This is a genomic window from Massilia sp. FBCC-B171 (assembly GCF_059134155.1).
This window is the reverse complement of sequence record NZ_CP101443.1, coordinates 1,589,517-1,605,273: the sequence shown is the minus strand read 5'-3', so window position 1 is coordinate 1,605,273 and position 15,757 is coordinate 1,589,517. Positions and strand designations below refer to the sequence as shown.

21 protein-coding genes are annotated in these 15,757 nt (G+C 63.1%); 5 read left to right on the top strand and 16 right to left on the bottom strand.

Annotated features, from left to right (window positions below; genetic code table 11):
- Window positions 1–317 precede the first annotated feature (317 nt).
- A complete protein-coding gene (locus NMB41_RS07260) occupies window positions 318–1,643 on the top strand; it encodes an IS4 family transposase (protein ID WP_494378265.1) in 1,326 nt (441 codons plus the stop codon).
- 49 nt (window positions 1,644–1,692) lie between these two features.
- Here NMB41_RS07260 and bamC read toward each other — a convergent pair whose 3' ends face one another.
- From bamC to NMB41_RS07220, 8 genes are all read right to left on the bottom strand, one after another.
- On the bottom strand, window positions 1,693–2,847 hold the full coding sequence (gene bamC, locus NMB41_RS07255; protein ID WP_494381801.1) for an NlpB/DapX family lipoprotein: 1,155 nt from the start codon (window positions 2,845–2,847) through the stop codon (window positions 1,693–1,695).
- Between the two features lie 43 nt (window positions 2,848–2,890).
- A complete protein-coding gene (gene dapA, locus NMB41_RS07250) occupies window positions 2,891–3,775 on the bottom strand; it encodes a 4-hydroxy-tetrahydrodipicolinate synthase (protein WP_494381800.1) in 885 nt (294 codons plus the stop codon).
- A gap of 61 nt (window positions 3,776–3,836) precedes the next feature.
- Window positions 3,837–4,406 carry a class I SAM-dependent methyltransferase gene (locus NMB41_RS07245; RefSeq protein ID WP_494381799.1) on the bottom strand — a complete coding sequence of 190 codons (570 nt, stop codon included), beginning with the start codon at window positions 4,404–4,406 and terminating at the stop codon, window positions 3,837–3,839.
- Window positions 4,406–5,059 (bottom strand): site-2 protease family protein, encoded by a 654-nt coding sequence (locus tag NMB41_RS07240; protein ID WP_494381798.1) that lies wholly within the window; start codon window positions 5,057–5,059, stop codon window positions 4,406–4,408. The genes NMB41_RS07245 and NMB41_RS07240 overlap by 1 nt, the downstream gene beginning before the upstream one ends.
- Window positions 5,060–5,265: 206 nt before the next feature.
- Window positions 5,266–5,889, bottom strand: coding sequence for an L-threonylcarbamoyladenylate synthase (locus tag NMB41_RS07235; RefSeq protein WP_494381797.1), 624 nt, complete (start codon window positions 5,887–5,889; stop codon window positions 5,266–5,268).
- Window positions 5,886–6,773 carry a protease HtpX gene (htpX, locus tag NMB41_RS07230; RefSeq protein ID WP_494381796.1) on the bottom strand — a complete coding sequence of 296 codons (888 nt, stop codon included), beginning with the start codon at window positions 6,771–6,773 and terminating at the stop codon, window positions 5,886–5,888. The genes NMB41_RS07235 and htpX overlap by 4 nt, the downstream gene beginning before the upstream one ends.
- A 167-nt stretch (window positions 6,774–6,940) precedes the next feature.
- A complete protein-coding gene (locus NMB41_RS07225; protein WP_494381795.1) occupies window positions 6,941–7,774 on the bottom strand; it encodes a 3',5'-nucleoside bisphosphate phosphatase in 834 nt (277 codons plus the stop codon).
- A 171-nt stretch (window positions 7,775–7,945) separates the two neighbouring features.
- The gene (locus NMB41_RS07220; protein WP_494381794.1) at window positions 7,946–8,824 is read right to left on the bottom strand and encodes an alpha/beta fold hydrolase; all 879 of its coding nucleotides are present in this window, start codon (window positions 8,822–8,824) and stop codon (window positions 7,946–7,948) included.
- 163 nt (window positions 8,825–8,987) lie between these two features.
- On the opposite strand from NMB41_RS07220, the gene NMB41_RS07215 reads away from it, so the two are divergent.
- Genes NMB41_RS07215 through NMB41_RS07205 form a run of 3 tightly spaced genes read left to right on the top strand, consistent with a single transcriptional unit; the run spans window position 8,988 to window position 10,918 of the window.
- Window positions 8,988–9,512, top strand: coding sequence for a gamma carbonic anhydrase family protein (locus NMB41_RS07215; RefSeq protein WP_494381793.1), 525 nt, complete (start codon window positions 8,988–8,990; stop codon window positions 9,510–9,512).
- A gap of 3 nt (window positions 9,513–9,515) precedes the next feature.
- The gene (hslO, locus tag NMB41_RS07210) at window positions 9,516–10,472 is read left to right on the top strand and encodes an Hsp33 family molecular chaperone HslO (protein ID WP_494381792.1); all 957 of its coding nucleotides are present in this window, start codon (window positions 9,516–9,518) and stop codon (window positions 10,470–10,472) included.
- Window positions 10,473–10,489: 17 nt separating this feature from the next.
- Window positions 10,490–10,918, top strand: a complete 429-nt coding sequence (locus NMB41_RS07205) for an acyl-CoA thioesterase (RefSeq protein WP_494381791.1) — start codon at window positions 10,490–10,492, stop codon at window positions 10,916–10,918.
- Here the strand turns inward: NMB41_RS07205 and NMB41_RS07200 are convergent.
- Window positions 10,915–11,220, bottom strand: coding sequence for a YciI family protein (locus NMB41_RS07200; protein ID WP_494381790.1), 306 nt, complete (start codon window positions 11,218–11,220; stop codon window positions 10,915–10,917). The two genes, NMB41_RS07205 and NMB41_RS07200, sit on opposite strands and share 4 nt — an antisense overlap.
- Window positions 11,221–11,452: 232 nt before the next feature.
- Between NMB41_RS07200 and NMB41_RS07195 the strand changes: the two genes are divergently transcribed.
- Window positions 11,453–11,959 carry a Dps family protein gene (locus NMB41_RS07195; protein ID WP_494381789.1) on the top strand — a complete coding sequence of 169 codons (507 nt, stop codon included), beginning with the start codon at window positions 11,453–11,455 and terminating at the stop codon, window positions 11,957–11,959.
- 73 nt (window positions 11,960–12,032) lie between these two features.
- On the opposite strand, the gene NMB41_RS07190 is transcribed toward NMB41_RS07195, so the two are convergent.
- From NMB41_RS07190 to eno, 7 genes are all read right to left on the bottom strand, one after another.
- Window positions 12,033–12,350, bottom strand: a complete 318-nt coding sequence (locus NMB41_RS07190; RefSeq protein ID WP_494381788.1) for a DUF5076 domain-containing protein — start codon at window positions 12,348–12,350, stop codon at window positions 12,033–12,035.
- Between the two features lie 59 nt (window positions 12,351–12,409).
- A complete protein-coding gene (locus NMB41_RS07185) occupies window positions 12,410–12,814 on the bottom strand; it encodes a DUF3224 domain-containing protein (protein ID WP_494381787.1) in 405 nt (134 codons plus the stop codon).
- Between the two features lie 62 nt (window positions 12,815–12,876).
- On the bottom strand, window positions 12,877–13,008 hold the full coding sequence (locus tag NMB41_RS07180) for a hypothetical protein (protein ID WP_494381786.1): 132 nt from the start codon (window positions 13,006–13,008) through the stop codon (window positions 12,877–12,879).
- Between the two features lie 72 nt (window positions 13,009–13,080).
- Complete coding sequence (locus tag NMB41_RS07175) at window positions 13,081–13,653, bottom strand: hypothetical protein (protein ID WP_494381785.1); 573 nt, start codon at window positions 13,651–13,653, stop codon at window positions 13,081–13,083.
- 120 nt (window positions 13,654–13,773) lie between these two features.
- On the bottom strand, window positions 13,774–14,040 hold the full coding sequence (locus tag NMB41_RS07170; RefSeq protein WP_494381784.1) for a helix-turn-helix domain-containing protein: 267 nt from the start codon (window positions 14,038–14,040) through the stop codon (window positions 13,774–13,776).
- A gap of 4 nt (window positions 14,041–14,044) precedes the next feature.
- Window positions 14,045–14,410 (bottom strand): cell division protein FtsB, encoded by a 366-nt coding sequence (gene ftsB, locus NMB41_RS07165; protein ID WP_494381783.1) that lies wholly within the window; start codon window positions 14,408–14,410, stop codon window positions 14,045–14,047.
- A gap of 59 nt (window positions 14,411–14,469) precedes the next feature.
- Complete coding sequence (eno, locus tag NMB41_RS07160; RefSeq protein WP_494381782.1) at window positions 14,470–15,753, bottom strand: phosphopyruvate hydratase; 1,284 nt, start codon at window positions 15,751–15,753, stop codon at window positions 14,470–14,472.
- Window positions 15,754–15,757 lie beyond the last annotated feature (4 nt).

The following is a 15,757-nucleotide window of genomic DNA, read 5'->3' as shown; positions in this document are numbered from 1 at the left end:
TGCTACCCCAGCTGCTGACGCTGCTGCTGCTGCTGCAACCGCTTCGGCTGCTGCTGCTGACGCTGCTTCGGCCGCTTCGACCGCTGCTGACGTCGCTGCTGACGCTGCAAAGAAGTAATCAGCTACTCGCTGATGGAAAAACCGGCCTGCGGGCCGGTTTTTTTTCGTCTGTACGTTCGGGGTTGGTAGAGCGCGCGGCTGCCAACGATGGGCATAAAAAAAACCGGCCACAAGGGCCTAATGCCGTTCAGTTAAGACTGAGCGGCATTTTTTTTCGTCGTTGTAAACGCGACGAATCGCTGTTAACCTTCGTCGCCATGTTCGACGATACCCTACATTTTCTCGCAAATCACCTAGAAGCTCCCGATTGGGCAAGGCTGGGAGATCATCTTCCTTTTGAATGGATCGAGCAGGCCCTTGCGAGCACGGATGCACTCAGTATCCGCCATCGACGGCTGCCTGCCGAGCAGGTGGTTTGGCTAATGGTGGCGCTGGCGCTCTACCGTCACAAGTCGATCGGCGAGGTGCTCGACGATCTCGGCCTGGCGATACCGAGCGAGCAGACGCCGTTCGTGAGCAAGAGTGCAGCGGCGCAGGCGCGCCAGCGTGTCGGGGCCGAGCCGTTGAAGTGGCTGTTCGATCATTCAGCCAGAAATTGGGTGGCGCAAGACAAGCGCGCCTATCTATTCAAGGGGCTGCAGCTGTTCGCGATGGACGGCACAACCTTGCGTACCCACGATACAGAGAAGAACCGGGAGCATTTCGGTGCACAGGGCTATGTCGGCGGCACGGTCGCGAGCTATCCGCAAGTTCGCGGGGTCACGCTCACTGCGCTGACGACACACTTGGTGTACAGCGCCGCGTTCGGTCCTTATTCGACCAACGAAATGCTTTACGCGAAGCAGCTGATCGAAGCGATTCCGGAACAATCGCTTACCGTCTTCGACCGGGGCTTCCTGTCGGCCGAGATTTTGTGCAGCCTGACTGGCAGTGGCGCTGAGCGGCATTTCCTTATCCCGGCCAAGTCCAATACCAAATGGGAAGTGGTCGATGGCAGCGACAACGATGAAGTAGTGCGCATGCGCGTATCGCCGCAAGCAAGGAAGAAATCTCCGGAGCTGCCGGAATTCTGGGAAGCGCGCGCCATCACTGTTGTCGACGCCCAGGCGCGCAAACGCGTCTTGCTCACTTCACTGCGCGACCGTCAGCGTTACAAGCCGGCCGACATCGCCGCCTTGTACGACAAGCGCTGGGGAATCGAGACCAGCTATCGAGAACTTAAGCAGACAATGCTGGGCATGGCGCTGACCTTGCGGTCGAAAACCGTGGACGGTGTCTACCAGGAAATCTGGGGCACGCTGATCGCCTACAACCTCATCCGCCTTGAAATCGCCAAGGCTGCGCTGGCGGTCAAGTGCGAGCCAACCGAGGTCAGTTTCATCCGCGCCTTCCACCTAATCCAGTTTGAACTGCATTGGGCTGGCGTGACGAGGTCCTATGGGAAGTTACCTGCATTGATGAAGCACTTGCGTGAAAGGCTGGTTAGCCTTCTAAAAGACGAACGGCCCGGTCGCAAATGCGACCGGGCCATCAAGGCAACGCCGAAGCGCTATGCTGTACGTAAGGTGAAAAAACTACCTTAACTGAACGGCATTAGCCACAAGGGCCGGTTTTTTATTGCAGCGCTGACGATTATTTCAGCTCGTCATTCAGCAGCGACAGGATCTTCTTGCCGGTCGGCGAGGTATCCGGCGCGCCGGTGCCGTCCTGCACGGTCACGTTGCTGACGCTGGCGTTCGGCTCGGCCTTGACCAGCACGCGGTAGCGCTGGGCTTCCTTGGCCTTGTCGGAGTCGCCAAAGCTGAACAGGCGCTTGACGAAGCCATCCTTCTGCGCGCCGTCAGGATCGACGTAGCGCACGAAATACACGCCCTGCACGCGGTCGCGGTCTTCGACGGTGAAGCCGACGCGGTCGAGCGCCAGGCCGACACGGCGCCAGGCGCGGTCGAAACCTTCGTCGACTTCGACGCGGTCGCCCAGCAGCTTGGCGTGCTGCGGCGCCACGATCGCGTTGGCGACGGTCGTCTCGGCAGTCTTGACTGCCTCCGGCTCGGTGGCGCCGGTCAGGCGCGCGACCAGGCGGGCCAGGAACTGGGCTTCGAGGGCCGGATCGTTCGGGCGCACGGTCCAGGCGGTGGATTCCTTCGCCGGGCCGGTCAGCACTTCTTCGGCGCCGCGGTGGCTGATGTAGATCTCGGTCGAGCCGTCCGGCAGGCGCTCGAGGCGGGTGCGGAACTTGTCGCGCTCGCCGGTCGAATAGGCGCTGTCGAACACGCGGCCGAGCGTGCGGCGCAGGATGTCCTGCGGGATCTTCGAGCGGTTTTCGTTCCACTCGGTTTCCATGATGCCGGTCGTGGCCGATTCGGTGGCCATCGTGAAGCCCGCGTCGGTCCAGAACTGGCGTACCTGCGGCCAGAGCTGTTCAGGCGACTGCTTGACCACCAGCCAGCGCTGGTCGCCGGCGCGCTCGACGCGCACGGCTTCGGTGGCGACCGGGCCGACGGTTGCACCGCCCGCGGCAGGCATGGCCACCATGCCCGGCTGGGCGGCAGGGCCCTGCTGCATGCCGGACGCGGTGGCGACGCCGCGGCCTTCCGGCACGGCGTAGCGGTTGTCCTTCTGGAGCTGGGTCAGGTCCGGCGGCACGTCCAGCGCGGCGGCTTTCTTGGACGACTTGTAGTCCACCTTGTCGGATTCGAAAACGGTGGTGCATGCCGCCAGGGACAGCGCCACGGCGCCAATGGCCAGCACGCGCACGGGCGCGGAAGTCTTGTTGCTTTTAGTCATATCGTTACGGTGTCAACTCTGTAAACGGAGACCCTTGCGGGAGTCAGGATTGCGGAACGAGGCCCGCGGCACGCAGGGCAGCGCGGACGGTATCGTGGAATGGGCTCGACAGGGGCGCGAGCGGCAGGCGCAGGCCGGACGGCATCTTGCCCATCTCGGCCAGTGCCCACTTGACCGGCACCGGGTTCGGCTCGACGAAGAGCTTGGCATGCAGCTCGAGCACGCGGTTGTTGATATCGATGGCGCGGGCGATGTCGCCCGACATGGCGGCCATGCACAGCTCGTGCATGGCGCGCGGGGCCACGTTGGCGGTGACGGAAATATTGCCGGCGCCGCCGCAGAACATCAGGGCCATTGCGGTCGGGTCATCGCCCGAATAGACGGCAAACGATTTATCCACCATGCGCAGCAGTTCGATGCCGCGGCCGATATTGCCTGTGGCATCTTTCACGCCGACGATATTGTCGATCGGCGCCAGGCGCGCAATGGTTTCGTTGCTCATGTCGGCAACGGTGCGTCCCGGCACGTTGTACAGGATGACCGGCAGGTCGACCGCTTCGGCGATGGCCTTGAAGTGGCGGTACATGCCTTCCTGGGTCGGACGGTTGTAGTACGGCACCACCTGCAGCGAGGCGTCGGCGCCGACTTCCTTCGCGGCGCGCGTGAGCGAAATGGCTTCCGCGGTGGAATTGCCGCCGCTGCCGGCGATCACGGGAATGCGACCCGCCACGTGGTCGACCGTCAGCTTGATCAGCTCGACGTGCTCTTCCGGCGTCACGGTGGCCGATTCGCCGGTGGTGCCGACGATGACGATGCCGTCGGTACCTTCGTCCACGTGCCAGTCGATCAATGTGCGCAGGCCGTCTTTGTCGAGGCTGCCGTCTTCGAACATCGGCGTGACGATTGCTACAATGCTGCCCTTAATCATAATCAGTGGAACGTGCCGAAAAATAAAAATCTGATTGTAGCGGATCGTCCGCCAATATGGTTCATTCCCGACCAACTAAATGGTCGAGCTTTACCTCGGTTTGCACCAGGCCCGGCCCAGCTGCGCACAAGCGCTGCACGCGCGCCGGCTTTGGCTGCGTGAGCACGCCGTCCTCGTAGGCCAGCACGGTCAAGCCGCCCTGCATGGCAAGCTCGAGCAGCTCGCCGGGACGCAGCAGGAAAGCCGGATTCGAGGGCTTGCCAAAGGCTTCGTTGCCGAGAGCAAACGTTTCATAGATCAGCATGCCGTCCGGCGCCAGGCTCTTCACCAGGTCGGCCAGCAGGGGGCGGTGCAGGTAATTCGTGACCACGATGCCCTTGAAGCGGCCAGCTTCGAAGGGCCAGCGCGCGCCCTCTTCTTCCAGGTCGATGGCCAGCGTCGTGATGCCGGGGCCGGCGGCCAGCGCCAGGGCCTGGGGATCGCGGTCGACAGCCACAACCGGGTGACCGAGCGCGGCGAACAGGCGCGCGTGGCGCCCGCTGCCGCAGGCCAGGTCCAGCACTTCGCCGGCCGGCACGCTTGCTGCGAAGCGGCTCACCCACGGGGAAGCCTCGAGCGTTGGCGTATGCATCAGGTCAGGAAGAAGGTGAAGGGCGAAGCGATGAATTTCACCGCTTGCGCGCCCAGCCACATCACAGGCTGCACCCAGAAGGCCAGCACGTTGAAGTACAGGAGCGCGAGCAGGATGAAGAAGCCGTAGGGCTCGATCTTGGCAAATTTAAAGGCCAGGCCATGCGGCAGCATGCTGGTCAGGACGCGCCCACCGTCCAGCGGCGGCAGCGGGAACAGGTTGAACGCGAAGATCAGCAGGTTGGTCACGATGCCGGCCTGCGCGACCTTGTGCGGGAAATCCTCGCTGACGCCGGTCGCCGTCAGTACCACGGCGAAGATCAGCCACATCACGGCCATGAAGAGATTGGCCAGGGGCCCGGCCAGCGCCACCCAGGCCATGTCGCGCTTGGGATTGCGCAGGTTGCCGAACTGGACCGGCACCGGCTTGGCATAGCCGAACACGAAACCCGAGGTCAGGTAGAGCGCGATCGGAATGATGATGGTGCCGAACAGGTCGATATGCGAAATAGGATTCAAGGTCATGCGACCCTGCGCATAGGCCGTATTGTCGCCAAAATAACGGGCGGCGTAGGCGTGGGCGGCTTCGTGCAGGGTAATCGCGAACAGAACGGGCAGCGCATAGACTGCGATATTGCGAATGATTTCATCCATAGGGGAGCGATTCTAGCAGAGCCGGGCCTCAGAGCCAGGCAGCCCGTAAATGGGTTAGAAATGAGTAATAAAAACCAGCGGCCTAACAGGGCCTCGAGGAACCGTAGCGAGCGGAAGAAATTTTGGCCGAGAAGCGCAGCTGTACAAGCGTACAGCGAGCATCGCAGGCCAAAAGTTCGACGCGCAGTAGGTTCATCGAGGTCCCACTACAGGCCGAAGGCGGCGGGGTTGCCCCGGCCTTCGCGCACGAGGACGGGCTCGGAGCCCGTGAGGTCGATGATCGTCGTCGCTTCCAGCATGCCGGCCCCGCCGTCGATCACCAGCTCGATCTGCTTTTCCAGGCGCTCGCGCACCTCGTCCGGGTCGGACAGCATGTGCTCGTCGCCAGGCAGCTGCAAGGTCGTGCCGATCAGCGGCTCGCCCAGTTCCTCGAGCAGCGCCAGCGTAATCAGGTTTTCCGGCACGCGCAGGCCGATCGTCTTGCGCGAAGGGTGCGACAGGCGGCGCGGCACGTCGCGCGTGGCTTCCAGGATCACGGTGTAGGGGCCGGGCATGGTCGCTTTCAGCATGCGGTACTGGGCATTGTCGACACGCGCGTACTTCGAGATTTCCGACAGGTCGCGGCACAGCATCGTCAGGTGGTGCTTGTCGTCGATGCCGCGCACGCGGCGCAGTTTCTCGACGGCCGCCTTGTCGTCGAGCTGGCAGACCAGCGCATAGGCCGAGTCGGTCGGCAGCGCCACCACGCCGCCGGAGCGGATGATTTGCGCCGCCTGCGCGATCAGGCGTTTCTGGGGATTCTCGGGATGGATCTGGAAGAATTGGCTCATCGGGCACCGCCCTGGCGCAGGGCCTGGAGTGCGGCGATCCGCTCTTCCATCGGCGGGTGGGTCGAGAACAGCGCACCCCAGCCGCCGCCACTGCCGGAAATGCCCGACGCGCTCATCGACGAAGGCAGCATGCCGGGCTGGAAGCCGGCGAGACGGGCCAGCGCATTCTGCATCGGCACCGTGCTGCCCAGCAGCTGGGCCGAGCCTGCGTCGGCGCGGAATTCGCGTTGGCGCGAGAACCAGGCGACGATGATCGAAGCCAGCAGGCCGAACAGGATTTCGCAGACGAAGACGGCCGCCATGTAGCCGATGCCGCGCCCGCCTTCGTTGCGCAGCAGGACCTTGTCGACAAAGAAGCCGACCACGCGCGCGAAGAAGACGACGAAGGTGTTGACCACGCCCTGGATGAGCGTGAGCGTGATCATGTCGCCGTTGGCGATGTGCGCCACTTCGTGGCCGAGCACCGCTTCGACTTCGTCGCGGTTCATCCCTTGCAGCAGGCCCGTGGAAACAGCCACCAGCGCCGAATTTTTGAACGCGCCGGTGGCGAAGGCGTTCGGTTCGCCGTCGTAGACCGCCACTTCCGGCACGCCGATGCCTGCGCGCTCGGCGAGCTGGCGCACGGTGTTCACCAGCCACAGCTCGGTCGAATTTTGCGGCTGTTCGATGACGCGCGCACCGGTCGACCACTTGGCCATCGGTTTGCTCAACAGAAGAGAAATGATCGAGCCGGTGAAGCCCACCACCAGCGAGAAGACCGCCAGCGCGCCGACATCGATCCCCTGTGCGCTCACCGCCCGCCCGACCCCGAGCAGGTTCAGGACGACAGTCAGCACCAGCACAACCGCAAGGTTGGTGGCGAGGAATAACACAATGCGCTTCATGGCGTGCCTCCGGGGCAGAATGACATTAACAGGATGCCAAGATAAGGGTGCCGGAGGGAAAATTCAAGGGCGGAGGCTTATGACCGGCTTAAACTGGGCCGGGGTCGGTAGGGTGGGCACTCCGTGCCCACGCGAAAGCATGCGTCGCGTTGACGCATGCATCGGCCTCAGAACCAGTCGCGCCAGACCGGCGTCACGCCCGCCGGCAGCGGCGGCAAGGCATCAAATTCGACCCGCGACTCGCCGGGCGCATGGAAATCCGTCCCGCGCGAGGCAAGAAAGCCATAGCGCCGCGCCACTTCGGCGTAAGTGGCGTACTGGTCCGACGTATGGCTGCCGGTCACGACCTCGATCGCAGTCCCACCCAGCTGGCGGAATTCGTCGAACAGTGCATCTTCGGCCGTCTGCGAAAATTTGTAGCGGCCCGGGTGCGCAATCACCGCCGTCCCGCCCGCGCTGCGGATCCAGCCCATCGCTTCCGTCAGCGAAGCCCAGCGGTGCGGCACGTAGCCGGGTTTGCCTTCGGTGAGAAAGCGCCGGAAGACCTCGGTCGTCGTATCGCACTTGCCGCATTCGACCAGGTAGCGCGCGAAATGGGTGCGCGAGAGCAGGTCCGGGTTGCCGACGAATTTCAATGCGCCTTCATAGGCGTCCGGGATGCCGGCTTCTTCCAGTTGCGCGGCGATCTCGCGCCCGCGTGCGTCGCGCCCCTGGCGGGTCTTGGCCAGGCCGGCCAGCAGCGCGGGGTTGTCTTCGTCGATCTGCAGGCCCACAACGTGGACGGTCTGGTTGGCCCAGGTCACCGAAATTTCGACGCCCGGCACGAAGCGCATGCCCTGCTCCAGCGCCGCCGCACGGGCCAGCTTGATGCCGCCCACTTCGTCATGGTCGGTCAGGGCCCAGACGTCGACCCCGCACTTGCGCGCATAGGCCGCCAGCGGCGCGGGTGCAAGCACCCCGTCGGAGACATTGGAATGGCAGTGGAGATCGACTTTCAGCATGGTGCGGACCGCTTTTCTGGACGAGCAAACATTGTACGCCGCATTGCGCGGGGCGGCGTGTAGCCGTCCGATTGCCTGCCAACGGGCCAGTGGCTGGTGCAAATATTCTTTGCAGTTTGAGCCGCGGATGCAAATATTCTTTGCATCCTGCGGCTACCGGCCGAACGCGTCTTACTTGGCGAGGAAGGCCTCGATCAGGCGCGCCAGCACTTGCGGCTGGTCGTGGTGCACCATGTGCCCTGCATCCGCCACGATATGCGGCTCGACGCTGGCCATGTGCGCCAGGCGCCGGTCGACTTCCGCGCGCATCTCTTCCTGCAGCCCCATCCAGCGCCACATCTCCGTCTGCGCCGCCTCGATCCACAGCACCGGCGCGCTGATGCGTTTCCACATCGCGATCACCTCGTCGAGGTGATACAACAGCGGCCCCGGCATCTTGTGCGCCGGGTCGCCCAGGATCTCGTATTCGCCCGCATCGTTACGCGCCGACCAGTGCTCGGCCAGGAAGGTGGCACGTTCGCCGGGCAGGCGCGGATTGGTCTTCTGCAGGCGCGCCGCCACCTCGTCCAGGCTGGCATAGGCGCGCATGACAGGCGGCGTGCGCAATTCGTCGAGCCACTTGGCCATGCGTTTCGGCGCCTGCTCGGGCTTGGCCCCCACCAGGCCGATGCCTTCGAGGTTGATCAGCTTTTTCACGCGCTCGGGCCGCACGCCCGCATACATGCTCACCACATTGCCGCCCATGCTGTGACCCAGCAGGTTCACCGGCGCGTCGGGCGAATAGTGCGCGAGCAAGGCGTCGAGGTCGGCCACGTAATCGGGGAACCAGTAGGTATCCGAATGCGAACGTTCGGACAGGCCGAAGCCGCGCCAGTCGTTCGCAATCACGTGCCAGTCGCCTTGCAGGTGGTCGACCACGAACTGAAAGGAGGCCGACATGTCCATCCAGCCATGCGACATGAACAGGATCGGGGCGCCCTCGCGGCCCCAGTGGCGCACATGGGTGCGCAGGCCGCGGATGGTGAGGAATTCGGAACGGGAAGGAGTCATGGCAGGCTAAAAAAAGTACGATCGTTCGGATCGAAGCTGCCGATTATACGCATGCAGTTGAATTCCTGCCCATCACCCCCACTTGCCCGCAATCGGCGATGTGCAACCAGAGCGGACGCGAGGGCGTAAAATAGCAGTACTTCAACCTTTTGCGAGCACATCCATGGCGATTTACCAGCTGGGCGAGCATGCGCCCGAGATCGATGCGTCGGCCTTTGTCGCCGATTCCGCCAGCCTGATCGGCAAGGTCACCCTTGAGGCCAACGCCTCGGTGTGGTTCGGGGTCACGATTCGCGGCGACAACGAGCGCATCACGATCGGCGAAAACAGCAATGTCCAGGAAGGCACGGTGATGCACACCGACATGGGCTACCCGCTCGTGATCGGCAAGGGCGTCACCATCGGCCACCAGGCCATGCTGCACGGCTGCACGGTGGGCGACGGTTCGCTCATCGGTATCCAGGCCGTGATCCTGAATGGCGCCAAGATCGGCAAGGGCTGCCTGGTCGGCGCCGGCGCCCTGGTAACCGAAGGCAAGGAGTTCCCGGATAACTCGCTGATATTGGGTTCGCCTGCGAAAGTAGTGCGGACACTCACGGAAGAAGACCTGCTGCGCCTGCAAGGCAACGCCGCCAGTTATGTGGCGCGTGGCCAGTTGTTCAAGGCGCAGCTCAAGCACATCGGATAGACAATGACGACAGTAGAAACCAAGGACACCCTGCAGAAATTCATCTTCGACAACGCCGCCGTGCGCGGCGAGCTGGTCGAGATATCCGACACCTGGCGCGAGATCCAGGCCCGCCACGGCTACCCGAAGGCCGTGCGCGCCATGCTGGGCGAAATGGTGGCGGCCTCCGCCCTGCTGTCGGCCAACCTGAAATTCAACGGCTCGATCGTGATGCAGATCCACGGCGACGGCCCGGTGCGCCTGCTGGTGGTCGAGTGCGACGCCGAGCTGCGCATCCGCGCCACGGCAAAACTGGCGCCGGACGCTGAAGTGGCGGACGACGCCACCCTCACCGACCTGCTCAACGTCAACCGCAAGGGCCGTTTCGTGATCACGCTCGACCCGCTGGAAAAGATGCCGGGCCAGCAGCCCTACCAGGGCATCGTTCCGCTCGACGGCGAGAACGTGGCGACCGTCATCGAAAACTACATGATGCGTTCCGAGCAGTTGGATACGCGCCTGTGGCTGGCGGCCGACGACAAGGTCTCGCGCGGCATGCTGCTGCAAAAGCTGCCGCGCCACAGCGGCAAGGACGACCAGACCGTGCAGGCCAGCGAAGAGGAAGACCTCGAGACCTGGAACCGCGCGGTCGTGCTCGGCAGCACGCTGAAACAGGAAGAATTGCTCACCACGGATATTGAAACCCTGCTCAACCGCCTGTTCTGGGAAGAGACGATCCGCGTGTTCGATCCGCAGCACCCGCAATTCCACTGCAGCTGCAACCGCGAAAAAGTCGGCAACATGCTGAAAATGCTGGGCCAGCCGGAAGTGGAAGCGGCGCTGACCGAACTGGGCGAACTGGGCATCAACTGCGACTTCTGCGGCAAGCACTATTCGTTCGACAAGGTCGACTGCGCCCAGCTGTTCGCTGCCGCCACGACCGCCGACGCACTGCTGGCGCCGGGCGAAATCAAGCACTGAAACGAGGACTTTTGACGATGCGCGATACACCCCGCTCTGCCTTCCCCCACTTCCTGGCGCTGCCGACGCGCTGGATGGACAACGACAGCTACGGGCATGTCAATAACGTCAACTACTACAGCTTCTTCGATACCGCGGTCAATCAGCTCCTGATCGACCGCGGCGTGCTCGACATCCACAAGGACGACGTTGTCGGCTTCGTGGTCGAAACGGGTTGCTCCTACTTCAGTTCGATCTCGTTTCCCGATCTGATCCATGTAGGCGTGCGCGTGGCCAAGCTCGGTAATTCGAGCGTGCGCTACGAACTGGCCTTGTACCGCAACGACGAGCCGCTGCCCGCAGCGGCCGGCCACTTCGTGCATGTGTACGTGGACCGGCCGGGCGGCAAATCGGTGCCGATTCCGGCCCCGGTGCGCGACCTGTTGGCGACGCTGCAGCCGGCTTAAGCGCGCAGGTGCGCGATTTCCACCGAGCCGTGCTCGTCAAAAATGGGCGACGATTCCGCCAGCCGGACAGCATCGTTGAAGTCGCTTGCCTCAATGAGACAATAGCCGGACAAGGCACTGCTGCTCAGCTTGGGGCCGATCAGCCGCGTCGGCACCTCCACACTGCCGTGGCTCAGCGCGCCCGGGTCCAGCAGGGCGTCGCCCAGTTCGCCGAACCATGCACGCCAGCGTTCGGGTTCATGTGGCGGACCTTCCGATTCTCCGGCGGTTCCACCCCGAAATACGATCAGAAATTTTTCCATGCCGACCCCTCCACGGTTATTTGCGCGTGCGCTGCCCCATCACACTGAACCGTAACACAGCGCTTTTCGGAACGACGTACGCAATCCTGCCGGCACTCAGGCTGGGCCGTTTGTGTCCCGAATTTGAAACGGGGCGCCGTGCTACAGGATTTCGCCGCCGGTGTTAAGCTGTTGCATTGTTAGCAGTGTTGCCATTTGAACCAACACTGCCATTTACCAGGGGAGAACCGCAATGCACATGGATACCGGAATCAACACCGAAGACCGCGCCAGAATCGTCGACTCGCTCTCGACCGTCCTGGCCGACGCCTACATGCTTTACCTGAAGACGCATAACTTCCACTGGAACGTGACCGGCCCAATGTTCTCGAGCCTGCATGTGATGTTCGAGGAACAGTACACCGAGCAGTGGACTGCGCTGGACGACATCGCCGAGCGCATCCGATCGCTGGGCCATTTCGCGCCGGCCACCTACAAGCGTTATGCCGAGCTGTCGAGCATCAAGGAAGAACCGGAAGTGCTCTCGGCCAAGGACATGATCCGTCAACTGGTCGAAGGCAACGAAATCCTGACCCGCACACTGCGCGCGGGCGTCAAGGTCGCCGACGAACTCGACGACTTCCCGACCGCCGACATGCTGACCACCCGCATGGACGTGCACGAGAAGAACGCGTGGATGCTGCGCTCCTTCCTCGAGCAGGGTGCGGGGTCGATGCAGGGTGATGCTTCGTCGGACTGAGTCCGGCAGCGCGTTGACTCATGGGGCAGGCGTCAACTGCCTGCCCTGGCCTGCCGAGCTGGCAGGCTTCTTCTTAATGCTCGTCGGGGAAGTACCCTGACAGCCCCGGCGCACGCTCCTTCATGGCGGCGTTGAAACTGCGCCGCAGCCGCGCCATGGTCTCCACTTCGTCCCAGTCATGGCTCTGCTTGAAGCCATTGGCGATGTGCTGTGCGATATCGCTCAGGATGTTGCCCCATACTTCCAGCTCATCCTCGTCGCACTCTTCCGCATCTTCATACATTCCCAGGAACAGGGACACATTGCACGTGCCGTTGCCGAGCCAGACCCGCGCCATCTCGACGGCATTCTCGTCGCCATCGTTTTCAATCGGTATCGTTAATTCGCGCATGTCTTTAGTCGCTCCTGTGCTGGATTGGTTGAGGTAAGACGAATGGCTTGCCGCGCGGCTCAGGCGTTTGGCAGCTCGAAATCGAACTCATAAAAATGCTTGCGCTCCTCGATCCGGATCCGCATCGTCCCCGCAATCCCCACCAGCTCGCCGGTCCCTGAATCGGGCACCACCGTGATCGACAGCGCCTGCGCCCCACGCGCCATGGTGCCGCTGTGCTGGACGACGAAGCTGCCGCTGCGGCCCTGCAGCGTGCCAGTCACGCGCTCGATGGCGACATAGCCGGCCGAGCCTTCGGTGGTGGTCATGGCCGAGAGCATTTCGCCGACGCCGGTGCCCTCGAGCTCGCCGTGGTAGCGCTTGTCGATGGCCATGCGGCCGGTGGTCACGCCGTCGCGTACCTCGGGCTGGCCTTGCGGGGTGACGGTCACATCGAACGGTCCTGCGACATGTTGCTGGCTCATGATCGGCTTCCTTGTGGGTGAAGAGGTAACGAACATTCTAGGGCAATCCGCCTGCCTTGCGTTCACTGATGGGCAGGCGGCGCCGACAGACTCGATGCGTAATGGCGGCTCTCGACGAGGGTGACGATGTCGAGGAGGCCGGCGAACTCGATCTCCTCGCCGCCGGCGGCGCGGGCCGGATCGAATTTCAGCAAGGCGCAGTTGCCGACCACTGCATCGGCAGCTGGCTTGCCCGCGATGAGAAGCTGGCCGCCTGCCTCGAGAAATCAGGCTTTCAGGGTGTCGAGCTTGGCGTGCTTTTCGATGCGCAGGGACATGTCGAACAGCGAAATCTCTTTTTGCACGGCCTTGCTTTCATTCAACGCCCCGGCGAAGCCGGCATAGCGCAGGCGCTGGCCAGGGTCTGGACGGACGATCCAGCCGGTTTCGACGCGCTTGGCCCGGCTCTGCTCCTTGAACATGACGGTGGCGTCTTCGTCATAAGCGACCGGATTCACCGGAATCAGGAAGTAGCCACCACGCCTGATTTCCACTTCCTGGTCGACCGTGGTGCCCACCACGGAAACGCCCCAGCTTTTCGGAAGATAGGCATCGCGCTGCGCCTGCGGCAGTTCGGTGAAGGAAATCCGGTGCATCAGGTCGAGCCGTCGCGGCTGCGGAGGCAGGGCCGACAGCAGCCGGCGCTGGGCGCGGATGAACCACCGGTACGGGAGATCCCCGGGATTTTTGCGGGTGACGATGTTGATCGTGGTAGAGGGTGTTGCGCTCTCCTGCGCAGCAGCCGGCTGGCCGGCGAGGACGAACAGGGGCAGCAACAGCAGGCGGGACAGGATAGACATAGGCTTCGAAAAATGGTGCGCGGCAAATGTTGCTCGTACGCCATTCTTTAATTCTATGAACTAGTTGTCAATACTTTTTTTTAACCAGTCTCGCGGATCCGGCGAAGCCGCTATTGCGCCTCAGTGCGCCGCGCCCGGCATATGCAGATCGATCACCTTCATGATCGCCAGCGTCGCCGCCATGCTCATCTCGCCGGTGGCGAAAGCATGGCGCAGGTCGGCTTGCGGCAGGCCGGCTGCGGCAGCCAGCTCGCTCGTGGCGTCGGCGCGCGCCGCGTGGGCGAAGGCCTCGGTGAGGGTGGCGGCGTCGCCGCTCTCGAAGGCGGCGGCGAGGTAGCCGGCCAGTGCTTCGAGCGTGGTCAGGGACGCTGCGGGATCGGTATTCATGGGATCAGTGCGCCGCCACGGGAAGCGGTTTGCCGTCCTTGCCCGGCTTTGGTGCCGGCGGCGGAGGCGGCACCGTCATCGATTCGGTCGGCTGCTCGTCTTTCCTCAGCACCTGCACGAAGATTTCGTTCTGCTTGATCATGCCCAGCTCCAGGCGCGCGCGTTCTTCGACGGCGCCGGTGCCTTCGCGCAGGTCGCGCACTTCCGATTCGAGCTTGGCGTTGCGCGCCTTGAGCCCGTCGGTCTTGACTTGCGCCAGCTGCACCTGGTCGCGCATGTCGGAGACGGCCAGCATGCCGCCCTTGCCCAGCCACAGGGGGTACTGGATCATCAATAAGAGTGCGGCGAGAACGAGCGTAATAATGCGCATGGAGAGAAATCAGGAACGCGGGCCGCGCCACGATGGGCGGCCCGCGGGATACAACGAAATTACTTCAGATTATAGAACGCGTCACGGCCAGGATAGCTGGCGACGTCGCCGAGGTCTTCCTCGATGCGCAGCAGCTGGTTGTACTTGGCCATGCGATCCGAACGCGACATCGAACCGGTCTTGATCTGCAGGGCGTTCAGGCCGACTGCGATATCGGCAATCGTCGAGTCCTCGGTCTCGCCCGAACGGTGCGAAATCACCGCGGTGTAGCCGGCGCGCTTGGCCATCTCGATGGCGGCAAAAGTCTCGGTCAGGGTGCCGATCTGGTTGATCTTGATGAGGATCGAGTTGGCGATGCCCTTCTGGATGCCCTCTTTCAGGATCTTGGTGTTGGTGACGAACAGGTCGTCGCCCACCAGCTGCACGCGCTTGCCCAGTGCGGCGGTCAGGACTGCCCAACCGTCCCAGTCGCCTTCGTGCATCGCGTCTTCGATCGAGATGATCGGGTACTTGTCGACCCAGGTCGAAAGCATGTTGGTGAAGTCGGTTGCGCTCAAGGAAAGGCCTTCGCCTTCCAGGTGGTACTTGCCGTCCTTGTAGAATTCGCTGGCCGCGCAATCCAGGCCGAGGGCGATATCCTTGCCCGCTTCGAAGCCTGCTTCTTCGATCGCCTGCATGATCAGCTTGATCGCTTCTTCATGGTTCGCCACCGATGGGGCAAAGCCGCCTTCGTCGCCGACCGCGGTCGACAGGCCCTTCGAATGCAGGATCTTCTTCAGGGTGTGGAAGACTTCGGCGCCGTAGCGGATCGCTTCCTTGAACGAGGGAGCGCCGATCGGGATGATCATGAATTCCTGGATGTCCAGGTTGTTGTCGGCGTGCGCGCCGCCGTTGATGACGTTCATCATCGGCACCGGCATCTGCATCGCGCCCGAGCCGCCGAAGTAGCGGTACAGCGGCAGGCCCGCTTCTTCAGCGGCGGCTTTGGCCACCGCCATCGAGACGGCCAGCATCGCGTTCGCGCCCAGGCGGCTCTTGTTCTCGGTGCCGTCCAGGTCGATCAGGGTGCGGTCCAGGAAGGCCTGTTCGTTGGCGTCCAGGCCCATGATGGCTTCGCTGATTTCGGTGTTGATGTTCTCGCAGGCTTGCAGCACGCCCTTGCCGAAATAACGCTTCGGGTCGCCGTCGCGCAGTTCGATCGCTTCGCGCGAGCCGGTCGATGCGCCCGACGGCACAGCCGCGCGGCCCATCACGCCGGATTCCAGCAGCACGTCGCATTCGACGGTCGGATTGCCGCGCGAGTCAAGGATCTCGCGGCCGATAATATCAACGATAGCACTCATGTTT

Coding starts and splice junctions, on each gene's coding strand:
- dapA (WP_494381800.1), bottom strand. CDS start 3,775: ATGATTAAGGGCAGCATTGTAGCAATCGTCACGCCGATGTTCGAAGAC.
- hslO (WP_494381792.1), top strand. CDS start 9,516: ATGACGACAGTAGAAACCAAGGACACCCTGCAGAAATTCATCTTCGAC.
- eno (WP_494381782.1), bottom strand. CDS start 15,753: ATGAGTGCTATCGTTGATATTATCGGCCGCGAGATCCTTGACTCGCGC.
- NMB41_RS07205 (WP_494381791.1), top strand. CDS start 10,490: ATGCGCGATACACCCCGCTCTGCCTTCCCCCACTTCCTGGCGCTGCCG.
- NMB41_RS07215 (WP_494381793.1), top strand. CDS start 8,988: ATGGCGATTTACCAGCTGGGCGAGCATGCGCCCGAGATCGATGCGTCG.
- NMB41_RS07170 (WP_494381784.1), bottom strand. CDS start 14,040: ATGAATACCGATCCCGCAGCGTCCCTGACCACGCTCGAAGCACTGGCC.
- NMB41_RS07185 (WP_494381787.1), bottom strand. CDS start 12,814: ATGAGCCAGCAACATGTCGCAGGACCGTTCGATGTGACCGTCACCCCG.
- NMB41_RS07195 (WP_494381789.1), top strand. CDS start 11,453: ATGCACATGGATACCGGAATCAACACCGAAGACCGCGCCAGAATCGTC.
- NMB41_RS07220 (WP_494381794.1), bottom strand. CDS start 8,824: ATGACTCCTTCCCGTTCCGAATTCCTCACCATCCGCGGCCTGCGCACC.
- NMB41_RS07225 (WP_494381795.1), bottom strand. CDS start 7,774: ATGCTGAAAGTCGATCTCCACTGCCATTCCAATGTCTCCGACGGGGTG.
- NMB41_RS07175 (WP_494381785.1), bottom strand. CDS start 13,653: ATGTCTATCCTGTCCCGCCTGCTGTTGCTGCCCCTGTTCGTCCTCGCC.
- htpX (WP_494381796.1), bottom strand. CDS start 6,773: ATGAAGCGCATTGTGTTATTCCTCGCCACCAACCTTGCGGTTGTGCTG.
- ftsB (WP_494381783.1), bottom strand. CDS start 14,410: ATGCGCATTATTACGCTCGTTCTCGCCGCACTCTTATTGATGATCCAG.
- NMB41_RS07190 (WP_494381788.1), bottom strand. CDS start 12,350: ATGCGCGAATTAACGATACCGATTGAAAACGATGGCGACGAGAATGCC.
- bamC (WP_494381801.1), bottom strand. CDS start 2,847: ATGACTAAAAGCAACAAGACTTCCGCGCCCGTGCGCGTGCTGGCCATT.
- NMB41_RS07200 (WP_494381790.1), bottom strand. CDS start 11,220: ATGGAAAAATTTCTGATCGTATTTCGGGGTGGAACCGCCGGAGAATCG.
- NMB41_RS07240 (WP_494381798.1), bottom strand. CDS start 5,059: ATGGATGAAATCATTCGCAATATCGCAGTCTATGCGCTGCCCGTTCTG.
- NMB41_RS07260 (WP_494378265.1), top strand. CDS start 318: ATGTTCGACGATACCCTACATTTTCTCGCAAATCACCTAGAAGCTCCC.
- NMB41_RS07235 (WP_494381797.1), bottom strand. CDS start 5,889: ATGAGCCAATTCTTCCAGATCCATCCCGAGAATCCCCAGAAACGCCTG.
- NMB41_RS07245 (WP_494381799.1), bottom strand. CDS start 4,406: ATGCATACGCCAACGCTCGAGGCTTCCCCGTGGGTGAGCCGCTTCGCA.